Genomic DNA, 23,872 nt, shown 5'->3' with positions numbered 1-23,872 from the left:
CCGGACAGCCGGTCGCCTGGTTAGGGGAGCCTTACCTTACATGTACCGGCAAGGTCTTGATCCCGTTGATGAAGTTCGAGACGAGCCGCCCCGGCGGCCCCGCGGGCGTCAGCGTCGGCACGGCCCGGGCCACCTCCTCGTACAGCACCCGGAGCTGGAGCCGGGCGAAATGCGCGCCGAGGCAGACGTGCGGGCCGTCCCCGAAGGAGACGTGCGGGTTGGGGGTGCGGGTGAGGTCCAGGCGGAACGGGTCGGGGAAGACGCGCTCGTCGTGGTTGGCGGACGCGTGCAGGACGACGACCTTGTCGCCGCGCCGGATGCGCGTGCCCGCGAGCGTCGTGTCACGGGTCGCGGTGCGGCGGAAGGTGAGCACCGGCGGGTGGCGCCGCAGCAGTTCGTCGGTCGCCGTCGCGAAGTCCCGCTGTCCTTCGCGCAGTTGCTTGTACGCGGAGGGGTGCTCGGCCAGCAGGGACAGGGCGCCGGCAGCCGCGCCGCGGACCGTGTCGTTGCCCGCGATCGTGAGGAGGAAGAAGAACATCTGCCGTTCGGGCGGGGTGAGTTCGGGGTCCGTGGCGAGGGTCGTCATGACGTCGTCGGCGGGGTGTGCGCGCTTGTGGGCGGCCAGTTCGTCGGCGTACGCGAACATGTCGGCCAGGGCGGATGGGGAGCGCGGGTTCACCGGACGGCCCGCCGCGTCGCGCACCGGCTCCGGGGACTCGTCCGGGTCCTGGTAGCCGATGACCCGCTGGGTCCAGCCCAGCAGGAGCGAGCGGTCGGCGGGCGGCACGCCAAGAAGGTCGGCGAGGTTCAGCAGGGCGTACTCGTCGGTGACGGAGCCCACGAGGTCGATCGGGCCCTGCTGCTCAAGTGCCGTGCTCAGCAGGGACGTTGCCCGGGTGCGGGCCGCGTGCTCGAACGCCGCGACGCGGCGCGGGGTGAACGCCCGGCTCACCAGGCGGCGCAGGCGGCCGTGGGCCGGCGGGTCCTGGTTCAGCATCATGGACCGGATGAACGGCAGGTCCGCCGGGTCCGGGTCGCGGATCTGGGTGGCGCCGAGGTGCGAGGAGTACGCCGACGCGTCCCGCAGCACCTCGACGACGTCCGCGTGCCGGGCCACCGCCCAGAACCCCGGGCCCTCGGGCCAGTCGAGGACCGCGGGCTCGGCCTGCCAGGACACCGGGAAGCGGTTGCGCAGGATGCGCAGGCGCTCGTGCGGGACCCCGTCGGCGTACAGGCGCGGGTCGAAGACCTGCGGAGCGGTGTCGTGCGTCATGCGGCGTCGGCCCGCAGGAAGTCCTCCACCACCCGGATCACCGCCAGCGGCGCCTCGTCCATCGCGTAGTGGCCGCACACGGGCAGGTCCACCAGCTCGCCGCGGCGGAACCAGTGCAGCCACGTCTCGCGCATCAGGGTCGCCGAGAGCGCCGGGTCGAGCTGGCCGGTGACGGCCAGCGCCGGCGTCGTACAGCCCTCCAGGTCGCGGTGGAAGTCGTCGCCGGTCCACGAGTCGAGCCAGGCGCGGAACGCCTTGACGTCGCTGCGCTCGAGGGAGCGCGCCACCATCCGGTCCAGCCAGGCGGCCGGGCGGACACCACCCGTGGTGAAGTCGATGATCGCCCGCCGGTGCCCCGGTTCGGTGTCCGCCGTCGAGAACAGCTCCCACTGCTGCGGCGGCAGCGGCAGGCCCGACGCCGGGACCGGCGAGATCCCCGCGATGCGCCGCACCCGGTGCCGCGCCGACGCCACCACGCGCTGCGCCACACTGCCGCCCATCGAGTGCCCGATCAGCGAGAACCGCTCCCAGCCGAGCCGGTCCGCGAGCGCCAGGACGTCGGCGGCGCCCTCGGCCGTCGTGTACGCGCCGGGGACGTCCTTGGCCTCGCCGTAGCCGCGCAGATCGACGAGCGCGTACTGGAAGGAGACGCGGTCCAGGTCGGGGACGACCGGCGCGAACGCGGAGCGGTCGGCGAACCAGCCGTGCACCGCGATCACCTTGTGCGGGCCGTCGCCGTGCAGTTCGTACGGGAGGAGGAAGGCGGACGACGCGGACGACGCGGAGGGGGTGGAGGGGGTGGAGGGCGCAGAGGGCACGGAGGGGGTGGAGGACTCGGCGGACACGTCGGCTCCCGGCGGGTGGGGGACAGTGCGGGTCGCGTCCACGGTGGCGCGGCGCGCGGCCGGTCACAAGAGGGCGGGGCGCAACAGGGCGGCACCGGCGGGCCGGTGATCGGGGACAATGGGCGTGTGACCTCCCCCGAATCCGCCCCCACGCCCGGTTCCGCGCCCCGCCGCCCTGACCTCGCCGCCGACTGTGGCGACTGCTTCGGCCTGTGCTGCGTCGCGCTGCCGTTCGCCAAGTCCCAGGACTTCGCGCGGAACAAGAGCGCGGGCACGCCCTGCCAGAACCTCCAGGAGGACTTCCGCTGCGGCATCCACACGCGGCTGCGCGACGAGGGCTACCGGGGGTGCACCGTCTTCGACTGCTTCGGCGCCGGGCAGAAGGTCTCGCAGGTCACCTTCGAGGGCGTCAGCTGGCGTGAGCGGCCGGCGAGCGCCCGGGCGATGTACGAGGTGTTCCCCGTCATGCGCCAACTGCACGAACTGCTCTGGTACTTGAGCGAGGTGCTCGAACTGGAGCGGGCCGCGGCCGCGCACCGCGACGCCCGGCGCGCCCTCGCCGACGTCGAGCGGCTCACGCGCGCGGGCGTCGACGAACTCCTCGCCGCCGACGTCCCCACGATCCGCGGCGACGTCAACCGGATCCTGCTCGAAGCCAGTGACCTGGTCCGTGCCGAGGTGCCGGGGCGCAAGAAGAACCACCGCGGCGCGGACCTGATCGGCGCCCGGCTCAAGAAGGCCGACCTGCGCGGCGCCACCCTGCGCGGCGCCCTCCTCGTCGCCGCCGACCTCACCGGGGCCGACCTGCGGCACGCGGATCTGATCGGCGCGGACCTGCGCGACGCCCGGCTCGACGGCGCGGACCTGACCGGCAGCATCTTCCTCACCCAGGCCCAGCTGAACGCCGCGCGGGGCGACGCCGCCACGAGGATCCCGCAGGGGCTGACGCGGCCCGCGCACTGGACGGCGTAGCAGGGCGTCAGTCCTCGCAGACCGAAGGCAGCGCGCGGGCCAGGCCCTTGAGGTGCAGGACGTCGAAGCGGTGCGTGCGGGCGTCGTGCAGGGCCGTCGCCGTGAGCACCGGGGTGCACGCCGGGGACGTGCGTACCGGGGCCACCGCCCGCAGCGCGTCCAGGAGCTCCGTCGTGATCCGGTCGAGCGCGGGCCGTACCTCCTTGGCGAGGTCCGGGCGCTCCGTCGGGCGCTCGGCCGGGTGGGCGTCCCAGCGGGCGTAAAGGCCGCGCTGCACCACCTTGTTGGCCTCGATCTGGTCCCGGAACACGGACTGGGCGAACGCCGGGTCGACACCGAGCGCGGCGGAGCGCGCCGCGACGTCGTCCAGGATCTGCCGCTCGCGCACCGGGTCGTCGATGGGCGTCGCCGTGCCGTACTTCGCGGCCGCCACCTTGTCCGCGAGGGCGAGGCGCTCGGCCGCGAGGGAGGAGACACCGGCCAGGGCGCGGGGTGCGGGCGCCGCCGATGCGGGCACCGCGGCCGCGCCGCCGGTGAGGGCGACGGCGGCGCCCAGGGCGATGAGGAGACGGGTGGCCGTGGTCGGGCGGGTGCGGGTGCCGGTGCGGGTGCCGGTGTGCAAGACAAGTCCTCCGGGACGTAAGGGTGTTGGGGCGTATGGGGGTTGGGGTGTTGGTGCGTCGGGCGTGCTTCCCCGGAACCGGGCGGCGCACTCCTCGCCCCGCCCCGTTCACGCGATAGGACGATCATGCCGCGCGCCGTGGATGCACGCCGGCCGACACGGGTAGAGCCGCGCCCATGACACAGCAGTCCACTCACCCGTTCCAACTGCCGCGCTTCTACATGCCGTACGTCGCGCGGCTCAACCCGCACCTCGAACAGGCGCGGGCCCAATCCGCCGCCTGGGCCCGGGAGATGGGGATGCTGGAGGGCAGCGGTGTCTGGCGGCGGAGCGACCTCGACGCGCACGACTACGGCCTGCTGTGCGCGTACACGCATCCCGACTGCGACGGGCCCGCGCTCTCCCTGATCACCGACTGGTACGTCTGGGTCTTCTTCTTCGACGACCACTTCCTCGACATGTACAAGCGCACGAACGACCGCGCGGGCGGCCGGGCCCATCTCGACCGGCTGCCCCTGTTCATGCCGATGGACCTGGACAGTCCGGACGCAGTGGTCCCCGCACCCGAGAACCCCGTCGAGGCGGGCCTCATCGACCTGTGGCGGCGCACCGTGCCCGCCATGTCCCTCGACTGGCGCCGGCGCTTCGCCGAGTCGACCGAGCAGTTGCTCAACGAGTCGATGTGGGAGCTCTCCAACATCAACGAGGGGCGGATCGCCAACCCCGTCGAGTACATCGAGATGCGCCGCAAGGTCGGCGGCGCCCCCTGGTCCGCGGGGCTCGTGGAGTACGCGACCGCCGAAGTCCCGTCCGCGGTCGCCGGGTCGAGGCCGCTGCGGGTCCTCATGGAGACGTTCTCCGACGCCGTGCACCTGCGCAACGACCTCTTCTCGTACGAGCGCGAGGTGCACGACGAGGGTGAACTCTCCAACGGGGTCCTGGTGTTGGAGACCTTCTTCGGCTGTACGACGCAGGAGGCGGCCGAGGCCGTCAACGACGTGCTCACCTCGCGGCTGCACCAGTTCGAGCACACCGCACTGACCGAGGTGCCCGCGCTCGCCCTGGACAAGGGGCTCGCGCCGCAGGAGGTGGCGGCCGTCGCCGCGTACACCCAGGGGCTGGTGGACTGGCAGTCCGGCGGGCACGAGTGGCATCTGCGGTCGAGCCGGTACATGAACGAGGGGGCTGTCGAGGAGCAGTCGCCGCTGCACGGTCCGACGGGGCTCGGCACCGGATCCGCCGACGTGCGGGCGCTGTTCGCCGCGGTGGGGGCCGAGCGGCTGCGGGCCTACACCTACCAGCCGTTCCGGAAGGTCGGGCCTTCCCAACTCCCGGACTTCTCCATGCCGTTCGAGGTGCGGATCAACGCGGAGCTGGACTCCGCCCGGAGCAGGCTCGTCGCCTGGGCGCACCGCATGGGCATCCTCTCCGAGGGGGTGTGGGACGAAGACCGGCTGCTGGCAGGGGACTTCGCCCTGTGCGCCGCCGGGATCAGCCCCGACGGCAGCGCCGAGAACCTCGACCTCGGCGCGCAATGGCTGTCCTGGGGCGCCTACGCCGACGACTACTACCCGCTGGTCTTCGGCAACCGGCGCGACTTCGCGGGCGCCGTGCAGTGCACCCGGCGGCTCTCCGGCTGCATGCCCGTCGACGCCGAGGAGCCGGTGGCGCCCGCGAACGCGATGGAGCGGGCACTGAGCGACCTGTGGCGGCGCACCTCCCGGGACATGACCCCGCAGGCGCGGCGCGACCTGCGTGCGGGCGTCGACGCCATGCTGGAGAGCTGGCTGTGGGAACTGGGCAACCAACTGCAGGGCCGGATCCCCGACCCCGTCGACTACGTGGAGATGCGGCGCTCCACCTTCGGCGCCGACTTCCACCTGGGCCTCGCCCGCATCGAGCAGGGCGCGAACGTGCCGCCCGAGGTCTCGCGCAGCGGCCCCGTGCGCGCGATGGAGAACGCGGCCGTCGACTTCGCGATGCTGGTCAACGACTGCTTCTCGTACCAGAAGGAGGTCGAGTACGAGGGCGAGTTCCACAACGGCATCGTGGTCGTCCAGTCCTTCTTCGGCTGCGACTACCCGACGGCCCTGGGCATCGTCCACGACCTCATGACGCAGCGCGTGCGGCAGTTCGAGCACATCGTGGAGCACGAACTCCCCGTCCTGTACGAGGACTTCGGGCTCACGCGCGAAGCGCGGGCGCTGATGGACGCGCACGTGCGGTCGCTGCGGTACTGGATGTCCGGGATCCTCAACTGGCACCAGCACGTGCGCCGTTACCGCGCCGACCACCTGGCCGCCCGCACCCACGGCTTCGTCCCGGGCATGATCCCGTCGCCGCCCGGTTTCCGAACCTTTGCGTCCGGAATGCCGGGTTCATGGAACCTGGTCGGGGCTCCGGCGGTCTTCTGAGGTGAGACGGCCACTGACCGGCCGTACCGACGGGGGACATCGAGAACACACGGGGGTGTTCTTACCTTGACCGAAGGCCACGCACGCACGAACGATCACGCACGCACGAACGACTACGAACTCACGCCTTATGTCGCGCCGTTGACCGTGCCGCCGGTGCTGCGGCCCGACTCCGGTGACGCCCTCACGGAGACCGAGATCGCGCTGCGGCCCGTCTGGCAGCGGCTGCACCCGCAGCTCCCGCCGACCCTCATGTGGGGGTACGAGGGCTCCGTGCCGGGACCCACCATCGAGGTGCGGCGCGGGCAGCGCGTGCGCATCGCCTGGACGAACCGCATCCCGAAGGGCAGCGAGTACCCGGTGACGGCGGTGGAGGTGCCGAACGGGACGCCGAACCCGAGCACCCGCCCGGGCCGCGACACCGTCGCCCCCAGCGCGGACGTCGCCGCCCTGCCCGCCTGGTCCGTGACGCACCTGCACGGCGCGCAGACGGGCGGCGGCAACGACGGCTGGGCGGACAACGCGGTGGGCTTCGGCGACGCCCAGCTCGCCGAGTACCCGAACGAGCACCAGGCGGTGCAGTGGTGGTACCACGACCACGCCATGAACATCACACGATGGAACGTGCACACGGGCCTGTACGGCACGTACCTGATCCGCGACGACGAGGAGGACGCGCTCCAACTGCCCAGCGGCGAGCGGGAGATCCCCCTGCTGCTGGCCGACCGGAACCTGGACACGGACGACGACGGGGCACTGACCGGGCGGCTGCTGCACAAGACCGTCGTGATCGACCCGAAGAACGCGGAGACGGGCAAGCCCGTCTCGCTCCCGTTCTCCGGCCCGTACACGACGGTCAACGGACGCATCTGGCCGTACGCGGAGGTCGACGCGGGGTGGTACCGCTTCCGCCTCGTGAACGCGTCGAACGCCCGCATCTTCGACCTCGTCCTGGTCGACGAGGACGACGCACCGGTCCAGGGCGCCCTGTACCAGATCGGCAGCGACGGCGGCCTGCTGCCGCGGCCCGTGCCGGTCGACTTCGAGGGGGCGCTGCCCACCCTGACCGTCGCGCCGGCCGAGCGGATGGACCTGCTCGTCGACTTCCGGGCGCTCGCGGGCAAGCGGGTGCGCCTCGTCAACAAGGGGCCGAACCAGGCGCCCGGCCTGCCGGACGTGGCGGGCAACGTGCCGTATCCGCACGTCCTCGAGTTCCGGGTGGGCGACGGGTGCGAGCCCGACACGTTCACGCTGCCCGACCTGCTCTCCGGCTCCTTCCGGAAGCTGACGCACGACATCGAGCACGGGCACCGGCTGATCGTGCTGACGCCGCCCGCGACCAAGGGCGGCGGCGGACACCCCGAGATCTGGGAGATGGCCGAGGTCCCCGCACAGGAGGCCGCGGACGTTCCGATCCCCTCCGACGGAGTCCTTCAACTCGTCAATGACAAGGGCGAGTTGAAGACGTACCGCAGGACCTCGCGGACCTTCAACGACGGGCTCGGCTTCACGGTCGCCGAAGGCAGCTTCGAGCAGTGGAGCTTCCTGAACCTCGCGGTGAACCCGCCCGTCGTGCACCCCATGCACATCCACCTGGCCGACTTCCAGATCCTCGGCCGCGACACCTATGACGCCTCGGGCTTCGACGTCACCGTCGGCGGGACGGTCAAGCCGGTCGCCTTCGACCCGACGCCGGTCCCGCTGCCGCCGAACGAGCACGGCCACAAGGACGTGTTCCGCGCCCTGCCCGGACAGATGCTGCGCGTCATGGGCAGGTTCGACGGGGCGTACGGCCGGTTCATGTACCACTGCCACCTGCTGGAGCACGAGGACATGGGCATGATGCGGCCGTTCGTCGTGATGCCGAAGGAGGCCATGAAGTTCGACCACGGGGCCGGGCACGGCGGCGGGCACGGAGGTCACACCGGCTGACCCCGAGGCTCACACGCGTACGGCAGCCGCCGCGTGCGCGACCGCCGCGCGGGCCAGCGCCTGCACGATCGGGTGCGGGCGGCTGCCGTCGCCGTGCAGCTCCGGCTGGAACAGGGTGGCGAGGAAGAACGGGTGCTGTTGGACGGGCAGTTCGGCGACCCGGACCTGCCCGTCCTCGTCGGTGCCCGTGAAGCGCAGGCCGTGCGCGCGCAGCGTGTCCAGGTGGGCGGCGACCGGCCCGTAGGCGCAGTGGTAGCGCTCGACCGTGCGGTCCGCGCCGAGCACCGACTCGGCGAGCGAGCCGCCGGTCAGCGTCACCGTGCCCTCGTGCCCGACCAGGGAGCAGGCCAGCGGGGCGATGAGGAGGTCGTCGGCGTCGGGCTCGTTCTCCGCGTGCGCGACGCCGCCCAGGCCGCACACCGTACGCGCGTACTCGAGGAGCGTGTGCTGGAAACCGCCGCACGTGCCGAGGAACGGGATGCCTTCCTCGCGGGCCGTGCGGATCGCGGCGAGCGCCCCGGCCTCGCTGCGGTACGGGCTGCCCGGCAGCACCCACACCGCGTCGAAGTCCCGTACGGCATCGGGCAGTTCGGCGTCCTCGGTCGGTATCCAGTACGCGTCGAGGGCGAGGCCCTCGCGGGTGGCGAGGGCCTCCAGGAGGAGCGGGACGCGGGTGTGCGAGACGACGTTCGGAGAACGGTCGCCCACCAGGGCGAGCCGGGCGGGGGCGTGGGGCGTGACGTGCGGTGTGACGTGCGGTGTGGTGGTCATGCGGCCATGGTGCGCGGGGCCGCCCGTTCACGTCCAACGATGAAAACTGCACCCGCCATAAGCGTTCCTGATGCGGGTCGTGGATCCTGGGCGGCATGGACCCGCACCTGCTCCGTACGTACGTCACCGTCGCGCGCCTCGCCTCCTTCTCCGCGGCGGCGCACGAGCTCGGCTACACCCAGTCCGCCGTCTCCCAGCACATCGCGGCCCTGGAGCAGGACCTCGGCGCACCCCTGCTGACCCGGCGGCCCGTCGCCCCGACCGCCGCGGGGGAGCGCCTCCTCGAACACGCGGGCCCGCTGCTGCTGCGCCTGGACGCGGCCCGCGCCGACGTACTGCGCACCGCGGCCGCGCCGGGACGTGGCCTTGCCGTGGCCGTGACGCCGACCGCGCTGCGGGACCGCACGGCCGCGCTGCTGCCGCACAGTGGCGTGACCGTACGGGTGCTGCCGCGCGAGGAGGTACCCGCCGAGGTCGCAACGGGCGCCGCCGACCTGGGAGTCGTGGACGGCATCGCCGCGCCCAGCGACCCGCTGCGGCTGCCCGACGTCGCCCCGCTCACCACCCGCGGCGTCACCGAGGAGGCCGTGCGCGTGGTGCTCCCGGCGAGCCATCCGCTGGCCCGGCGCGCCGGTCTGCGCCTCGCCGATCTGGTCGACGCACGGTGGCTCGACGCGCCCGGTGCGGGCCTGCCCCTCGACCAGTTGCGGGCCGCCCACGGAGGCGGTGGCTTCCGCGCCGCGCTGCGCTACGAGGGCGTCGACCTGCGGACGCTGCTGGCCCTCGCCGCGGCCGGGCATGGCCTGACGCTGCTGCCCGCCTCGCTCGCCGCCCAGGCGCAGGGGACGGTCGCCGTGCCCCTGACCGAACCCAGGGTCGTCCACCGCACCGAACTCGTCCACACGGGCACACTGCGCGGGCCCGCCGCCGACTTCGCCGCCGCACTGACCGGCTGACCTGCACGGAGTCCCGGGGAATCGAGCGTGGCCCGGCACTCTCACTCGTTCGTGGATCGTCGCGGGGGAGCGCGGAGGGTAGAGCTGTGGCCGGAGCGAGCAACCCCAGGGACCGGAGGCGGACGACCCATGGAACAGACTGCGTTGCGGCCCAAGTCCATGCCGGGCACGCCGGGGCGCGACCCCGGCCCGTCGGGGCCCGCGCCCCGGTCCGCGCGCCGCCCGCACGCGGCGCGGCGCCGCGGGAAGCGCCTGGTCGGCTGGCTGTTCGGGCTGCTGTGCGCGCTGGTGCTCGTCCTGGCGGGCATCGGCCTCGGCACCGTCGGCGCCACCGTCATCGGCATGAGCAAACTCGCCGAGATGCAGAAGCAGGCCGCGGCCCATCAGCCGCCCGCGGCGGCCCCGCCCAAGAGCGCGGCGCCGGGCGGGAGTTCGAGCAAGGCCCCGAGTGGATCGACGCCCGCCGCGGTCCCGGCGAGCCTCGGCGTCGAGGTGGTCGACGCGCCCAAGGGGCCCGGCGCACTCGTCGTCGCCGTGCACGTCCCCGGGCCCGGCTACACGGCCGGACTGGTGCGCGGCGACGTCCTGCTGAAGCTCGGCAAGGAGACCATCGGCTCGGCGGCCGACCTCGTGGCGGTCGTCGGGGACGCGCGGCCCGGACACCAGCTGACGATGACGGTCCGTCATGACAGCGGCCGAGAGCAGGAGTTGGCGGTCACACCGGGAGTGGTGACCTGAGGAGGTGACCTGAGGAGGTGACCTGAGGAGCGGATCGCGCGCGTCAGACCGTACGGAAGTGCGTCGTCAACCGCCGCTCGTCGTCCAGGACATGGAACGCGAGCCCGACCGGCGCCTCCCGGTCCGCCACCTGCTCGCCCTCCCACGGCAGCCGCAGCGTCCACGTCACCCCCGGCCCGACGACCAGCGGACGCCCGGCGAACTGGGTCGCCGCCGGGGAGTGCGCATGCCCGGTGATCACCGCGGCGATCTCCGGGCGCCGCTCCAACAGCCCCGCGAGGAGCCGGGGTTGAACCAGCGGGTAGCGGTCGGGCAGCGGGTGGTGCAAGGCCACGGGCGGGTGGTGGAAGACGAGCAGCACCGGCGTCTCGCCGTCGAGCGCGTCGAGTTCCTCCTCGATCCAGGCGTACGTCTCCTCGTCGAGCGCCCCCTCGTCGGCGCCGGGAATGCTGGAGTCGCACAGGAGCAGCGCGGTGCCGCCGATCCGATGGGCGCGGTTGACCGGCCCGTCGGCCGGCGCCTCGCGCAGCAGGCCCTTGCGGTACGGGGCGCGCCGGTCGTGGTTGCCCGGGCAGGGCAGCACGGGGAACGGCGTCGCCGGATCGTGCAGACCGAGCAGCTCGGCCGCCTCCTCGTACTCCGCCTCCGCCCCGTGATCCGCGATGTCGCCGGTCACGAGGAGGGCGTCCACCGGGCCCGGCAGCGCCCGCAGATGGTCCATGACGTGGCGCAGCCGCTCGGTGGCGCGCGGGGAGCCGTCGAGGTGCGGATCGCTGATCTGGGCGAGCACGAGCATGGGCGTACGTCCTTCGAGGCATCGGCGGGCGCTAACGGGTTCGCGTTAACGGGTTCGCGTTAACGGGTTCGATCTAACGGGTTCGATCTAACGGGTTCGATCTAACGGGTTCGGCTGATCTAACCATTAGTTCTAATGGGTGGGCAATGGCTTCCCATTAACGCCTGGTGTCCGTGCGTGAACGCCCGCACGATGGGCGGATGCTGAGCACCCTCGCCGCCTTCCTCGGCGGGGTGAACCCCTGGCCGGGAGGCGGACTCGCGCCGCCTCTCGGCGCCGGGCAGGATGCTGCTCGTACACCACTTCGCCGCATGTATGGAGGCCCGGCCATGACGTCCGGTACACCCGCGCCCTTCACCGCCGCCGACTACAAGGCCCGGATGGACCGTGCCGCGCAGTCCGCGGCCGACGCCGGGCTCGCGGGGGTGCTCGTCGCGCCGGGCCCCGACCTGGTGTGGCTCACCGGGTACCAGGTACCGGCCGACACCGAGCGGCTCACCCTCCTCGTGCTGGCCGCCGGGCAGGAACCGACGCTCGTCGTGCCCACCCTGGAGGCGCCGGACGCCGCCAAGGCCGCGGGCGCCGACGCGATGACCCTGCGCGACTGGACCGACGGCAAGAACCCGTACGACGTCACGGCCCCCCTGCTCGACGTGTCGGGCCGCTTCGGCGTCAGCGACAACGCCTGGGCGATGCACCTGCTGGGCCTGCAGCGGACCCTGCCCGACACCTCGTACGTCTCCCTCACCGAGGCGCTGCCCATGCTGCGCGCCGTCAAGGACGCCGCCGAGCTGGAGCGGCTCGCGGCCGCGGGCGCCGCCGCCGACGCCACGTACGAGGAGATCAAGAAGGTCGCCTTCGCCGGGCGCAAAGAGATCGACATCTCCCGCGAACTCGCCGACCTCCTCAGGAAGTTCGGGCACGAGCAGGTCGACTTCACGCTCGTCTGCTCCGGTCCCAACGGCGCCAATCCGCACCACTCGCCCGGCGACCGCGTCGTCCGGGACGGCGACATGATCGTCCTCGACTTCGGCGGCCTCAAGCACGGCTACGGCTCCGACACCTCCCGCACCGTGCACGTCGGCGCACCCACCGACGAGGAGCGCCGCGTCCACGACGTCGTGCGCGAGGCGCAGACCGCGGCCTGCGACGCGGTGCGGCCCGGCATCGCCTGCCAGGACGTCGACCGGGTCGCCCGCAAGGTCATCACCGACGCCGGGTACGGCGAGTACTTCATCCACCGCACCGGGCACGGCATCGGCGTCACCACGCACGAACCGCCGTACATGATCGAGGGCGAGGAGCAGGAGCTGGTGCCCGGGATGTGCTTCTCGGTCGAACCCGGCATCTACCTCCCCGGCCGGTTCGGCGTCCGCATCGAGGACATCGTCACGGTCACCGAGGACGGCGGCGCGCGGCTCAACGCGACCGCGCGGGACCTGGCGATCGTGGGCTGACCCGCCGTGTCGCAGCGCCCGGACGCCGACGTGGTGCGCCGCCTCCTGGAGACCCTGCTCCCGGACGGCGGCGCCGTCGAGGTGCGCCCGGTCACCGAGGGCGGCGCGCACGCCGCCTGGTGGGTGGGCGCCCGGCACGTCCTGCGCTGCGCCCCCGACGGGCAGGTCTCCCAGGGCCTGCGCCGCGAGCTGCGGCTGCGTGACCTCGTCCGCCCCCATCTGCCCGTCGCCGTGCCCGTGTCCGTCGCCTCGGGGGAGTGGGCGCCGGGCCTCGCCTGCACGCTCGACACCCGGCTCGCCGGCGAGTCCGCTGAGGTCAGGGACGTCACCGCCGTCGGCGAGGAGGACCTCGCGGGGCTGCTCACCGGACTGCGCGCGGTGCCGCCCGCGCGGGCCGTGCCGCTCGGCGTGCCCAAGGTCGCCCCGCGCTCCCTGGAGAACCTCCGGCGCGAGGCGGCCGCGGCCGCCCAACAGCTCGACAAGGACGGTGAGTTCGACCCGTCCCGGCTCGCCCAGCTGACCGGTGCGGCCGTCGCACAGCTCGGCCCGCAGGCCGAGGCCGTGCTCGTCCACCACGACCTCAAGGGCGAGCATCTGACCGTGTCGCCCGACGGCCGCGTGCGCGGCGTCCTCGACTGGGCCGACGCCGTGATCGGCGATCCGGCCGAGGACATCGCGGGCCTCGCCGTCGCGGTGGGCGCCCGGGCCGCCGTCCGTTCCGCGACGCTGGCCGGGTACGGCGCCCGGGTCTGCCTGCGCGGCCTGTGGCTGGCCCGCTGCGACACGCTGGTGCGCCTCGCCGACCGGCTGTACGGAACCGACGACAGCCCCGAGTGGCTGCTGCGGGTCCAGCTGGAGCGGGCGTGGGAGCCGATCCTGCTGGAGCTGGTCTCCGAGGGCTGAGCCCGCCCACGCCGCGCCGCCGTCACGCGCCGGGTCGGCCCCTCAGCTGCCCTGCAGGACCGCGCACGACTGTGCGGGTACGGTCAGCCGGCCCTCCTCGTGGGCGACCCGCACCGGCTCCCACGCCGCGAGCACCCGGGTGACACGCCGCCCCAGCGGGATCGTCACCGGCACGTCCGACAGGTTCACCGCCACCCGCAGATCGCCCCGCCGGTACGCGATCCAGCGCGCCTCCTCGTCGTACGCCACCTTGACCGCCGCGAGGTCCGGGTTCTGGAGGTCCGTGCGGGCGTGCCGCAGGGCGATCAGATCCCGGTACCAGGCGAGTACGCGCGCGTGGCGCCCCGAGCCGAGCTCCGACCAGTCGAGGCAGGAACGTTCCCGCGTCGCCGGGTCCTGCGGATCGGGGATGTCCTCCTCGGCCCAGCCGTGCGCCGCGAACTCCCGCCGCCTGCCCTTGCGCACGGCCTCGGCGAGCCCCGGATCGGTGTGGTCCGTGAAGTACTGCCAGGGCGTGCTCGCCGCCCACTCCTCGCCCATGAACAGCATCGGCGTGAAAGGACCCGTCAGGACCAGCGTCGCCGCGCACGCGAGGAGACCCGGCGGGACGGTGGCCGCGAGCCGGTCGCCCTGCGCCCGGTTGCCGATCTGGTCGTGGGTCTGTGTGTAGGCCAGCAGGCGATGCGCGGGGGTGCGGGCCCGGTCCAGCGGGCGGCCGTGACGGCGCCCCCGGAACGAGGAGAACGTACCGTCGTGGAAGAAGCCGCGCGTCAGCGTCTTGGCGACGGCGGCCAGCGGCTCGCGCGCGAAGTCCGCGTAATAGCCCTGCCGTTCACCGGTGACGGCCGCGTGCACGGCGTGGTGGACGTCGTCGTTCCACTGCGCGTGCAGGCCGAGGCCGCCCTCCGCGCGCGGGGTCACGACCCGCGGGTCACCCAGGTCGGACTCGCCGATCAGGAACAGCGGCCGCCCGAGCCGCTCGCCGAGCGCGTCGACCTCGCCGGAGAGCTCCTCGAGGAAGGGCAGGGCGCGCCGGTCGTGCAGTTCGTGGATCGCGTCCAGGCGCAGGCCGTCGAGGCGGTAGTCGCGCAGCCAGGCGAGCGCGCTGCCCAGCAGGAACGCCCGCGTCTCGTCCGAGCCGGGCGCGTCCAGGTTCACGGCACTGCCCCACGGCGTGTGATGGGTGTCCGTGAAGTACGGCCCGAACGCGGCCAGATGGTTGCCCGACGGGCCCAGGTGGTTGTGCACGACGTCGAGGACGACGCCGAGCCCCAGCGCGTGCGCCGCGTCGACAAAGCGCTTCAGCGCCTCGGGGCCGCCGTACGGCTCGTGCACCGCCCACAGGCTGACCCCGTCGTACCCCCAGCCGTGCCGGCCGGGGACCGGACACAGCGGCATCAACTCGACGTGCGTGACGCCCAGTTCGGCCAGGTGCCCGAGGTGCGCGGCCGCCGCGTCGAGGGTGCCTTCCTTCGTGTACGTGCCCACGTGCAGCTCGTACAGGACCGCACCCGTCAGGCCCCGGCCCGCCCAGTCGCCGCGCCACGCGTACCGCTGGTGGTCGACGACCGCGCTGAGCCCGTCGGGCCCGTCCGGCTGGCGGCGCGAGCGCGGGTCCGGCAGCACGGGCCCCTCGTCGAGCGCGAACCCGTACCGCGAACCGTCCCCGGCATCGGCCTCCCCGGACCACCAGCCCGCGCGGCCCGGATCCCGCTCCAACGCACGCGCGTGCCCGTCGCAATGGAGCGTGACCCGCTCTGCCTGTGGTGCCCACACCTCGAACCGCACGGACCGTTTCCCCCTCGTAGCCGGATGTCTGCCGACAGTGACGACGCGTCCATGGTGCGTCAGCGATGATCGTCCCGCCGGGGATTCGCCACTACTGGGGGTGCACTGTGGTGGGTCACACGGCGGGCGGCCACACGTAGTGGACGCGCTTCTCCGCCACCGGGTACCCGGCTTTCGCGAAGTTCGCCGCCATCGGGAAGTTCCCGTCGTCGGTGGCCGCGTCGATGAACTCCACCCCGTGCTCCACCAGGAAGTGCGTCGTCTCGACCAGCAGGTCGTACGCGTATCCGTGGCCGCGCTGCTCCGGCACCACCCCGATGAAGCCGACGATGGGCCCGGTCCGGTTGTAGCCGGGCACGTGGATCCCGGCGACCTCTCCGTCGGCCGTGTACGCCAACTGCAGCCATTCGCGAGGCGACGGGCACCAGTGGAAGAAGTCCAGCTCGGCCTGTGCCGCCTTGTCGAGACCGCCCTCCTCGATGTCGAGCAGCGCGTGCGCGTCCAGCGTCACCGAGTGCACGCGGCGCAGCACGTCCAGGACCACCGCGTCGTCCGGCTCGGGCCGGAACGTGAGGCGCCCGGGCCGCTCCGGCAACCCGTCCGCGGGCCGCCACCGGTAGCGCAGCCGCTCCACAAGAAGGCGCATGCCCGCCTTCCTGGCCGCCTCCATGCGCAGCTCGGCAGCCGCCCGCGCCTCGGGACGCTCCCTCCAGTCGGGCGGCAACTGCAACTCGTACTCGACGTCGAAGGGGGCCTGCCTGAGCAGTTCGACGCCCGCCTCCAGGTCGTCCTCGAGCACGTCGAACCAGTTGAGGTTCACGGGCTTCTCGTCGCCGGGGGCGCCCCACCAGGCGGCCCGGGCGACGACCCGCTCCCCGCGCAGCGCCACCCACGTCCAGGCGGGGTCGTAGTCACCGCCCTGCGCGTGCGTGCGGTAGTCGACCCCGGTGGTGATCCGCCCCACCAGACCGGGGTCGTCCATCGTGTGGAAGAGAGGGGCGTCGGCCTCGGTGAGGGACCGCACGGTAACGCTGTTCTGCTGTGCAGAAGTCAAGAACTCTCCTAAGGAAGCGGCCTGCTCCCGGCCGCGGCGGGGTCGAACGTAACAGCGGGTGCGGCGAGACGCTCTTCCTTTTCTGGACACCCCGCCCGCGCTGCCCGACAATCACCAGGGTGACGTCCTCTTTTGAACACCACACGTACCCGGCCCGGTTGTCCGACGCCGAGCGGGACCGTGCGCTGAAGGTGCTCAGGGACGGCGTCGCGCTCGGGCGGCTCTCGCACGACACGTTCGTCCGGCGCATGGAGCTGGCGCTCGCCGCCCGCAGGCCCGACGAACTCGCCGTGCTCACCGCCGATCTGCAGCCCGAGAACCGCTGGACGCGGGCCGTGTTCGGGGCCGTGGGCGCCGTCTCCGGCTTCACCGTACGGCTGCGCAGGGCGTGGACCGTCGAGCGGCTGCCGAAGCTGCTGCTGCCCCCGGTCGCCAACCCCTATCCGCTGCGCATCGGCCGCGACCCGGCCAACGGACTGCGGCTCAGCCACGAGTCGGTCTCCCGGGTGCACGCCGAGCTCAGCCGGCAGGGCGGCATGTGGGTGCTGCGCGACCTCGGCTCGACCAACGGCACGTCCGTGAACGGCCGCAGAGTGATCGGCGCCGCCGTCGTGCAGGACGGCGACCAGGTCGGCTTCGGCCGCATGTCGTTCCGGCTGTCCGCCGACTGACCGTTCCCGCGCGCCCGTTCGGGTGGATGCCGCCCCTCTGCGGGTGGACCGGGGGCCTCGCCGTGCCGATGGAAGCAGCGGCACGGGCGCTCGCCCGCGCACCCCTGAACACGAGGAACGGTGACCCCCCATGGCCCTGCTCTCCGGCCCGGTCTCCTTGAAGGTCCGCAAGCCCCTGCTCGCCCTGGCCGCCGCGGGCACCCTGCTCGCCACGGCCACCGGCACCGCGCAGGCCGCCCCGCAGCAGCAGAAGCTGCCCGGCAACTGGGTCTACGTCGCCGTCATGCAGGGCGACGCCGGCTTCGGCGACATGAAGGGCACGCTGCTGCGCTGCCCGGCGCGCAAGGCCGAGCTCCACCCGCAGGCTGCGCGGGCCTGTCGCGAACTCGCGCGCGCGGGCGGCGACATCAACCGGATCCACGTCAAGGACACCGTCTGCCCCATGATCTACAAGCCGGTCACGGCCGCCGCGTACGGGATGTGGAACGGACGCCGCGTGGTCTACGCCCGCAACTTCTCCAACGACTGCGTCATGGGTGCCTCCACGGGATCCGTCTTCAAGATCGCCTGACAGATCGCCTGACAGATCGCCTGACGCACTGTCTGACACATCACCTGACAGAGATCACCTGACAGAGCACCTGGCAGGTCGCCCGAGTCCTGCGGTCCCGCGCGGGGCGGTCAACCGCCCTGCGCGTGGCGGACGGCCGCGATCGTCGTCCGGGCCTGGTGCTCGATCTGATGGGCCACCGGCACCCAGCGCGCCCCGAACCGGTCCGCGTACACCTCGCACCAGCGGGTGACCAGGGCGTCGAGGCGGGGCGCGGCCGGATCGCCGGCCTCCTCCAGGACGCGCAGCAGCATCGCGGCGGCGCGCAGCGGAAGCCGCCGGGCGAACGCGTCGATGCTGCCGACGTACGCCATCGTCGCGTCCGGCGGCGGCGGTTGCACCCAGTCGTCCGCCAGGCCCGGCACCAGGCTCAGCGCCCAGCGGGCCGCCCGCAGCAGCGGGCCCGTGGTGTCGGGCAGCCGGGGCAGCGTCTCCGCGAGGATGTCCTCCACGAGCCGGGTGTCCCGGCTCAGCCGGGTCGCGATGCGCCGCAGGGCGCGCTCGGGCGCGGGGTGCGGCGCAGGGTCGTCCACCAGGTCGCTGGCCCACATCGGCACCTCGACGATCGCCGTGGAGCCGCCGTAGCGGTGCGCGTGGTGCCAGGTGGAGTGCCGGGCGTCGTCGGGCAGGCTCGGGAACGCGGCCTGCGCGTCCGGATCCGGCATCACATGGACGCCCGGCCCCGACGTCGGCCAGCCCGCCGCGTCCGACGCGCCCGTCTCCACCGGTATGTGCAGCTCCGCCGCCGACTTGGCGAAGGGCTCCGCGAGCCCCGGGATGTCCCGGGTCAACTGCACCCAGCTGCCCCCCAGTTCGGTGCCGTGCAGCGACACCTGGAGGTAGGGGCGCAGCTCGTCGATGACCCCGGTGAGCGTTCTCGTCTCCGGGGGGAGCATGTCCGGGGGCAGCACCGACGGGGACCACTCGGGCTGCTCGGGGCCCGCGGGGCGGAAGAAGAACCGGTGGTAGTCGCGCAGCGTGCGCGGCGCGGGCGTCGTGTGCAGGGCCGCGCCGTCGGGGTCGGCGCACAGCAGGAAGTGCCAGGACCGGTCGGAGCGCAACGCCTGCTCCAGGAGCGCCCGTTCGGCGAGATGCAGCACCGTGGAGCCGCCCGTCGGCTCGTTGGCGTGGGCGCCCGCGACGACGAGGACGGTGCGCGGGTCGTGCCCGACGGACAGCAGGTGCAGCGGCCGACCGGCACGGGAGACACCGACCTGGCGTAGACGGCACAGGTCAGGCCGATGAGTCGCCAGCTCCCGCGCTGACTGGACCAGTTCGGCCGACGTGGGGTACCGCTGCTCCGTCAGGTGACTCACCCCCGTTGGTGCTCCCTGTCTTCGGCACCCGCAGTACGCCACGCTCCACTCCGCCTGTCAAGAAGGCCTGTACCACCGCTCATTGCTGATGCAGGCCGCGCCCCGCGAGGGTGAGGAACGTCTCGCCGACGGCCCCGGAGAGCGTGGGGTGTGCATGAATGTGCCTGGCCACGTCGGCAGGTGCGGTGGCCAAGGTTACGACGAGCCGGCTCTCCGCGATCATCTCCGAGACGTTCGGACCGACGAGGTGCACACCGAGGACCCGGCCGCCGCCCGGCTCGTCGCTCTGTTCCGCGACGGCCTTCACGACACCGCCCTGCCCCGTGCACCATGCCCTTGGCTACGGCCGTCAGCGGCATCGTGTTCACGACGATCTCGTGGCCACGCGCGCGTGCCTCGGCCGCGGACAGGCTGACGGCCGCGGTCTGCGGCAAGGAGTACGTGACGCGGGGGACGGCCGCGTAGTCCACCGGGGCGGACGCCACTCCCGCGAGCGGCTCCGCCACCAACAGGCCCTCGGCGAAGGAGGCGTGGGCGAGGCCGAGCGACGGCGGCGGCAGGTCCCCGACGACCTGGATGCCCGCCACCGCCGTTTCCAGGCGGTTCCAGTCCGCGGGCGGCACGAATCCCCGCTCGTCCGCCGCCAGGCCCGCAGCGGCGAGATCCAGGCCGTCCGTGACGGGCAGGGCCGTACGTCGGTGCGCCTGGCCGAGTTCGCCGACCGCACCTGGATCCGCTGTGCGATGGAGCCGGTCGTGCACGGGCAGCGCTTCTTGGACTGGGCCTGCGGCGAGGCCGGGTTCAGCCCCCGCACCGCCGTGTTCACCGAGCACACCTCCACCGCGGTGCGCATGGCGGCGGCGGGCGAAGGCGTGTGCGCGGCGCCCGCGCACATCGTGACCGGGGCGGTCGGCGAGGACTGCGTCGTGCTCTCCGTCGAGCCGCCCTGGCGCCGGAGTCCGACCGTGCTCTCCCGCGTCGAGCCGGTCGGCGCAGCGGCCGCCTTCGTCGAGCTTCTGCGCAGGTCGTGGCCTTACGGAGCGTCGCCGTCGTCACCCGTACGGCCGTACGAGGGCTGCGCGCCGGAGCCCGCGGTGGTGCGCTGAGAGCAGCCGCGCGCCGCACCCGGTGCGCGCCCATGGCACGGAGGAGGGCCTTGCGGTGCTGTGCCCTCCCGGAGGGGCTGCGCGCCCCGGTGATCCCGGCCCGCCCGTGCGTACCGTGCCCGCGCCGCCGCCGAGCCTCGCGGACCCGGCCGTCGCCCGCGACCCGTACCCGCTGTACCGCACGCTGCGCGACACGCATCCCCTCCTCCAGGACGAGCGCTTCGGCGCCTGGCTGCTGAGCCGCTACGCGGACGTGCGCGCGGCGCTGAGCGACCCCCGCCTGGTCGCGCCGCCGCCGGGGCGCACGTTCGCCCACCTCGAAGAGGCCACCCACGCGGAGCACCGCGCTCTCGTGTCACCCGCACTGCAAGGGCGCGCGCTGGCCGCATTGAAGGCGGGCGTGGAACGCACCGCCTACGTGCTCGCCCGCCGCCTCACCCGACGCCAAGAGGCCGACCTGGTCACGGAGTTCTGCGACTGGCTGCCCGCCGCCGCCGTGGTGGCCGCGCTCGGACTGCCCTACGAGGACACCGCCCGCGTCACCGACTGGTGCCGCACCGGCCTGACCCACCTGGGCGGAGCGCCGACGGGCCTGGACGCTTTTCTGCGCCCGCACGTCGCACGGCGTCGCGCGCACCCCCGCGGCGACCTCCTGTCCGTGCTGTGCACCGCGCGGGCCGACGGGCGGCCGCTGTCCGACGAGGCGGTGACCGGGCTCGTCGCGAACCTCCTCGGCGCGGGCGGCGAGGCCACCGACCGGGCGCTCGCCGCGCTGCTCGCCAACCTCCTCGACCACCCCGCCCAACTGGCCCTGGTGCGCGCCAGGCCCGCCCTCGCCGACGCCGCCTGGGCCGAGTCGCTGCGCCGCGACCCGGCCGTGCACATCGTCCTGCGCCGCGCCCTCGCGCCCGTCGCGGTGAGCGGCGGCACGATACCCGCGGGCGCCACCGTGGCCTGCCTGGTCGGCTCGGCGGGGCGCGACCCCGACCGGTTCGCCGACCCCGACCGCTACGACCTCTTCCGCGCGGCCCCGGGACAGCTCGCGTTCGGCGTGGGCCGGCACCGCTGCCTGGGCGTCCAACTCGCCCGCCTCACCGCAGGGTCGGGCCTGCACGCCCTGCTGGAGGCACTGCCGAGGATGACCTGGGCACCCGGCTTCCGGCCCGACCCCGAGGGACTCCTCACACGCTCTCCGCGCTCGCTTCTCGTACGGCTGCACTGACCTGCGTACCGGCGTCGGAGCGCACCAGGAGCGCCACCGGAAGCCGCTCGAAGAGGTCCGCCACGCGCGCGTGGCCGTCGAACCGCCGCTCCGGAGCGAGCAGTTCGCACCACTCGCCCTCGGGAAGACGCAGCCGCGTCTCCCGCCAGCCGCCCGCGTCGGCGAGCCGCAGCGACAGCCGGGTCACCGCGACGACCACCCGCCGGGAACGCGCGAACGCCACGCAGTGCGCCTCGCCCGGCCCTTCGGCGAGCAGCGGCTCATAGGTCGCCGCTCCGCCGAACCACTCGGGGTGCTCCCTCCGCAGCCGCAGCGCCGCCCTCGTGAGCGCGGCCTTCTCCACGGAGAGCGCACCGCGCTCCTTCACGTCGAAGGAAACGGGCGCCCGGTTGTCCGGGTCCACCAGGGCGCGGTACTCGTGCTCGGTGCCCTGGTAGAGGTCGGGCACGCCCGGCATCGTCAGATGCACCAGGGCCGCTCCCAGGACGTTCGCCCGGACATGGGGCGCGAGCTCCGCCATGAACCGCAGCACCGTGTCGCCGGGCGGCCCGCACGGCCCGGACGCCACGAAGTCGCGCACCGCGCTCTCATAGGCGGCGTTCTGCTCCGTCCACGTCGTGAACAGGCCCGCCTCGCGCACGTGCTTGAGCAGCGCACGCTGCAGCCGCTCCGGCTCCGCGGGTCCGAGCCCCGCCACCGTCTGCCAGGCCGCCCACGCCAGTTGGGGGTCGGGCGAGCTCGTGCCGCCGCCGTGCGCGGTGTCCTCGGTGACCCGGGCGAGCAGGGACTCCCACCGGTCGGGGCACTGGGTGAGGAGGGAGATTCCCGCCCGCACGTCCGCGCTGCGCTTCGTGTCGTGCGTGGACAGCGCCGTCGAGGTGTACGGCCAGTCCCGCTGCAGCCGCGCACAGTACGCGTGGAAGACCTCGGCCGAGACCGCCGGGTCGTGCGGGCAGCCGCCGACCTCCAGGGCCGACAGGAGCGGCGTGTGCCGGTAGAACGCCATGTCCTCGACCGACTTGGCCCGCAGCGCCGACGCGGTCTGCGCGAACCGCGCCCGGAAGGCCGTGTGCCGCGGCCCCGTCCCGCGCCGGCCAAGCGCCAACTCCCGTACGGCGTCCACCGCGCGAGCCTCCTCGGCGACTGTGAACGCGGCTTTCGCGTCAGCCGCGTCTGTCGCCGTCAACACCGTCTCCGGGTCGACGCCTCCGCTCACGTACGGCCGGTACACGGGGACCCGTACGAGCAGTTCCCGCAGGGCCGTGCGCAGCGCCCACGGGGCGTGGTCGCGCAGCTCCGGCTCCAGCGCGCACAGTGCGGCGGCCTCCCGGGTCAGGCGTGCCACCTCCGTGGCGAGGTCGTACGTGACGACGCGGTGGGCGGCACGGCGCACCGTGGCCGCCCAGTCGCCGCCCCGGTCGTCCGGGGCGCCCGTGAACCGGCGGAACAGGCCGAGGAGTTGACCGGCGCCCGCCGGGTCCGTGAACAGGCCGTCGATGTGGCGCAGCGCGTCGTACCCGGTGGTGCCCGCGACCGGCCAGGCGGCGGGCAGCTGTTCGCCGTCCTCCAGGATCTTCTCGACGACCGTCCAGCGGCCGCCTGTCGCCTCGCTCAGCCGCTGCAAGTAGGCGCCGGGATCGGCGAGTCCGTCGGGATGGTCGACGCGCAGCCCGTCGACGACGCCCTCCCGCATCAGCCGCAGGACGGTCGCGTGCGTCGCGTCGAAGACCTCCGGATCCTCCACGCGCACCGCGATCAGATCCGAAATGGTGAAGAAGCGCCGGTAGTTGAGCTCGGTGCGTGCGAGGCGCCACCACGCCAGGCGGTACCACTGCGCGTCCAGCAGGCGTGGCAGCGGCAGCGTACGGGTGCCTTCGCGCAGCGGGAAGGCGTGCTCGTAGTAGCGCAGTACGTCGCCGTCCACCTTCAGGTACGGCAGTTCGTCGCCCAGATGATGTCCGAGGACCGGCAGCAGGACCCGGCCCTCCTGCGTCTGCCAGCCGATGTCGAACCAGCGCGCATACGGAGACGTGGGCCCGTCCCGCAGCACTTCGTAGAGCGCGCGGTTGTGCGGCACGGCCGCGGCCATGTGGTTGGGCACGATGTCCACGACCAGGCCGAGGCCGTGCTCGTGCGCGGTGCGGGCCAGCGCGCGCAGACCGTCCTCGCCGCCCAGTTCGCCGCGTACGCGCGCGTGGTCCACCACGTCGTAGCCGTGCGTCGAGCCGGGCACGGCCTCCAGGACGGGGGACAGGTGCAGCTGCGAGATCCCCAGGGAGGCCAGGTACGGGACGGCGGACGCGGCCGCCGCGAAGCCGAATTCCGGTTGCAGTTGAAGCCGGTAGGTCGCGCTCGGGTGCTGAGGCGTCATGCGAACCTACGTACCCCCATGGCCGCGTTTCGTGTCATCGTCACATGCAGGTGCC

The 23,872-nt window shown here is 73.4% G+C and carries 19 protein-coding genes and 2 pseudogenes; 11 read left to right on the top strand and 10 right to left on the bottom strand.

Annotation, left to right across the window (positions count from 1 at the left end):
• Positions 1–31: 31 nt before the first annotated feature.
• Together ACIBUY_RS06760 and ACIBUY_RS06755 are read right to left on the bottom strand one after the other, a co-directional pair.
• Complete coding sequence (locus tag ACIBUY_RS06760) at positions 32–1,273, bottom strand: cytochrome P450 (RefSeq protein ID WP_399151986.1); 1,242 nt, start codon at positions 1,271–1,273, stop codon at positions 32–34.
• The gene (locus tag ACIBUY_RS06755; RefSeq protein WP_365567010.1) at positions 1,270–1,992 is read right to left on the bottom strand and encodes an alpha/beta hydrolase; all 723 of its coding nucleotides are present in this window, start codon (positions 1,990–1,992) and stop codon (positions 1,270–1,272) included. Before ACIBUY_RS06755 ends, ACIBUY_RS06760 begins: the two co-directional genes overlap by 4 nt.
• 252 nt (positions 1,993–2,244) lie before the next feature.
• Here ACIBUY_RS06755 and ACIBUY_RS06750 point away from each other — a divergent pair, with 252 nt between their 5' ends.
• A complete protein-coding gene (locus ACIBUY_RS06750; protein WP_399151985.1) occupies positions 2,245–3,090 on the top strand; it encodes a pentapeptide repeat-containing protein in 846 nt (281 codons plus the stop codon).
• A gap of 7 nt (positions 3,091–3,097) precedes the next feature.
• On the opposite strand, the gene ACIBUY_RS06745 is transcribed toward ACIBUY_RS06750, so the two are convergent.
• Positions 3,098–3,712, bottom strand: a complete 615-nt coding sequence (locus ACIBUY_RS06745; RefSeq protein ID WP_399151984.1) for a chorismate mutase — start codon at positions 3,710–3,712, stop codon at positions 3,098–3,100.
• Between the two features lie 176 nt (positions 3,713–3,888).
• Here ACIBUY_RS06745 and cyc2 point away from each other — a divergent pair, with 176 nt between their 5' ends.
• The gene (gene cyc2, locus ACIBUY_RS06740) at positions 3,889–6,126 is read left to right on the top strand and encodes a germacradienol/geosmin synthase Cyc2 (RefSeq protein ID WP_399151983.1); all 2,238 of its coding nucleotides are present in this window, start codon (positions 3,889–3,891) and stop codon (positions 6,124–6,126) included.
• Between the two features lie 66 nt (positions 6,127–6,192).
• Positions 6,193–8,058, top strand: a complete 1,866-nt coding sequence (gene phsA, locus ACIBUY_RS06735) for an O-aminophenol oxidase PhsA (protein WP_399151982.1) — start codon at positions 6,193–6,195, stop codon at positions 8,056–8,058.
• Positions 8,059–8,067: 9 nt separating this feature from the next.
• On the opposite strand, the gene ACIBUY_RS06730 is transcribed toward phsA, so the two are convergent.
• Positions 8,068–8,829, bottom strand: coding sequence for a hypothetical protein (locus tag ACIBUY_RS06730; RefSeq protein WP_399151981.1), 762 nt, complete (start codon positions 8,827–8,829; stop codon positions 8,068–8,070).
• Positions 8,830–8,924: 95 nt separating this feature from the next.
• On the opposite strand from ACIBUY_RS06730, the gene ACIBUY_RS06725 reads away from it, so the two are divergent.
• Both ACIBUY_RS06725 and ACIBUY_RS06720 read left to right on the top strand, forming a co-directional pair.
• The gene (locus ACIBUY_RS06725) at positions 8,925–9,785 is read left to right on the top strand and encodes a LysR family transcriptional regulator (RefSeq protein ID WP_365566974.1); all 861 of its coding nucleotides are present in this window, start codon (positions 8,925–8,927) and stop codon (positions 9,783–9,785) included.
• A gap of 129 nt (positions 9,786–9,914) precedes the next feature.
• Positions 9,915–10,523 (top strand): PDZ domain-containing protein, encoded by a 609-nt coding sequence (locus ACIBUY_RS06720; protein WP_399151980.1) that lies wholly within the window; start codon positions 9,915–9,917, stop codon positions 10,521–10,523.
• 43 nt (positions 10,524–10,566) lie between these two features.
• Here the strand turns inward: ACIBUY_RS06720 and ACIBUY_RS06715 are convergent, their stop codons facing one another.
• Complete coding sequence (locus tag ACIBUY_RS06715) at positions 10,567–11,319, bottom strand: metallophosphoesterase (RefSeq protein ID WP_399151979.1); 753 nt, start codon at positions 11,317–11,319, stop codon at positions 10,567–10,569.
• 329 nt (positions 11,320–11,648) lie between these two features.
• On the opposite strand from ACIBUY_RS06715, the gene ACIBUY_RS06710 reads away from it, so the two are divergent.
• Together ACIBUY_RS06710 and ACIBUY_RS06705 are read left to right on the top strand one after the other, a co-directional pair.
• Entirely contained in the window at positions 11,649–12,776 is a 1,128-nt protein-coding gene (locus ACIBUY_RS06710) for an aminopeptidase P family protein (RefSeq protein ID WP_399151978.1), read from the top strand.
• Positions 12,777–12,782: 6 nt separating this feature from the next.
• Entirely contained in the window at positions 12,783–13,679 is an 897-nt protein-coding gene (locus ACIBUY_RS06705; RefSeq protein WP_365566970.1) for an aminoglycoside phosphotransferase family protein, read from the top strand.
• 42 nt (positions 13,680–13,721) lie between these two features.
• Here ACIBUY_RS06705 and treZ read toward each other — a convergent pair whose 3' ends face one another.
• Both treZ and ACIBUY_RS06695 read right to left on the bottom strand, forming a co-directional pair.
• Positions 13,722–15,467: a malto-oligosyltrehalose trehalohydrolase gene (treZ, locus tag ACIBUY_RS06700; protein ID WP_399151977.1), complete on the bottom strand. Its 1,746-nt coding sequence runs from the start codon at positions 15,465–15,467 to the stop codon at positions 13,722–13,724.
• Positions 15,468–15,582: 115 nt separating this feature from the next.
• Complete coding sequence (locus ACIBUY_RS06695) at positions 15,583–16,449, bottom strand: GNAT family N-acetyltransferase (protein WP_365567009.1); 867 nt, start codon at positions 16,447–16,449, stop codon at positions 15,583–15,585.
• 191 nt (positions 16,450–16,640) lie between these two features.
• Between ACIBUY_RS06695 and ACIBUY_RS06690 the strand changes: the two genes are divergently transcribed.
• Positions 16,641–17,192 carry a DUF1707 and FHA domain-containing protein gene (locus ACIBUY_RS06690; protein WP_365566968.1) on the top strand — a complete coding sequence of 184 codons (552 nt, stop codon included), beginning with the start codon at positions 16,641–16,643 and terminating at the stop codon, positions 17,190–17,192.
• 130 nt (positions 17,193–17,322) lie between these two features.
• The gene (locus tag ACIBUY_RS06685) at positions 17,323–17,763 is read left to right on the top strand and encodes an SSI family serine proteinase inhibitor (RefSeq protein WP_399151976.1); all 441 of its coding nucleotides are present in this window, start codon (positions 17,323–17,325) and stop codon (positions 17,761–17,763) included.
• 110 nt (positions 17,764–17,873) lie between these two features.
• On the opposite strand, the gene ACIBUY_RS06680 is transcribed toward ACIBUY_RS06685, so the two are convergent.
• Entirely contained in the window at positions 17,874–19,118 is a 1,245-nt protein-coding gene (locus ACIBUY_RS06680) for a M14 family zinc carboxypeptidase (RefSeq protein ID WP_365566966.1), read from the bottom strand.
• Between the two features lie 79 nt (positions 19,119–19,197).
• Positions 19,198–19,801 (bottom strand): annotated as a pseudogene (locus ACIBUY_RS06675) (dihydrolipoyl dehydrogenase); the annotation flags it as partial.
• Positions 19,802–19,804: 3 nt separating this feature from the next.
• On the opposite strand from ACIBUY_RS06675, the pseudogene ACIBUY_RS06670 reads away from it, so the two are divergent.
• Together ACIBUY_RS06670 and ACIBUY_RS06665 are read left to right on the top strand one after the other, a co-directional pair.
• A pseudogene (locus ACIBUY_RS06670) lies at positions 19,805–20,224 on the top strand (LysR family transcriptional regulator substrate-binding protein); the annotation flags it as partial.
• Between the two features lie 106 nt (positions 20,225–20,330).
• The gene (locus tag ACIBUY_RS06665) at positions 20,331–21,446 is read left to right on the top strand and encodes a cytochrome P450 (RefSeq protein ID WP_399151975.1); all 1,116 of its coding nucleotides are present in this window, start codon (positions 20,331–20,333) and stop codon (positions 21,444–21,446) included.
• Here ACIBUY_RS06665 and treY read toward each other — a convergent pair.
• Positions 21,406–23,817 (bottom strand): malto-oligosyltrehalose synthase, encoded by a 2,412-nt coding sequence (gene treY / locus ACIBUY_RS06660; protein WP_399151974.1) that lies wholly within the window; start codon positions 23,815–23,817, stop codon positions 21,406–21,408. The genes ACIBUY_RS06665 and treY overlap by 41 nt on opposite strands.
• Positions 23,818–23,872: the final 55 nt, after the last annotated feature.

It is taken from the genome of Streptomyces sp. NPDC050085 (genome assembly GCF_044460595.1).
In the GTDB taxonomy this organism is placed as follows: domain Bacteria; phylum Actinomycetota; class Actinomycetes; order Streptomycetales; family Streptomycetaceae; genus Streptomyces.
The sequence above is the reverse complement of the archived record's forward strand: the minus strand, read 5'-3'. Positions and strand labels throughout refer to the sequence as shown.

Bases quoted from the DNA above. Each gene is read 5' to 3' on its own strand.
- treY (WP_399151974.1), bottom strand. From the start codon at position 23,817: ATGACGCCTCAGCACCCGAGCGCGACCTACCGGCTTCAACTGCAACCG.
- ACIBUY_RS06685 (WP_399151976.1), top strand. From the start codon at position 17,323: ATGGCCCTGCTCTCCGGCCCGGTCTCCTTGAAGGTCCGCAAGCCCCTG.
- ACIBUY_RS06760 (WP_399151986.1), bottom strand. From the start codon at position 1,273: ATGACGCACGACACCGCTCCGCAGGTCTTCGACCCGCGCCTGTACGCC.
- ACIBUY_RS06715 (WP_399151979.1), bottom strand. From the start codon at position 11,319: ATGCTCGTGCTCGCCCAGATCAGCGATCCGCACCTCGACGGCTCCCCG.
- ACIBUY_RS06730 (WP_399151981.1), bottom strand. From the start codon at position 8,829: ATGACCACCACACCGCACGTCACACCGCACGTCACGCCCCACGCCCCC.
- ACIBUY_RS06710 (WP_399151978.1), top strand. From the start codon at position 11,649: ATGACGTCCGGTACACCCGCGCCCTTCACCGCCGCCGACTACAAGGCC.
- ACIBUY_RS06725 (WP_365566974.1), top strand. From the start codon at position 8,925: ATGGACCCGCACCTGCTCCGTACGTACGTCACCGTCGCGCGCCTCGCC.
- cyc2 (WP_399151983.1), top strand. From the start codon at position 3,889: ATGACACAGCAGTCCACTCACCCGTTCCAACTGCCGCGCTTCTACATG.
- ACIBUY_RS06695 (WP_365567009.1), bottom strand. From the start codon at position 16,449: ATGGACGACCCCGGTCTGGTGGGGCGGATCACCACCGGGGTCGACTAC.
- ACIBUY_RS06720 (WP_399151980.1), top strand. From the start codon at position 9,915: ATGGAACAGACTGCGTTGCGGCCCAAGTCCATGCCGGGCACGCCGGGG.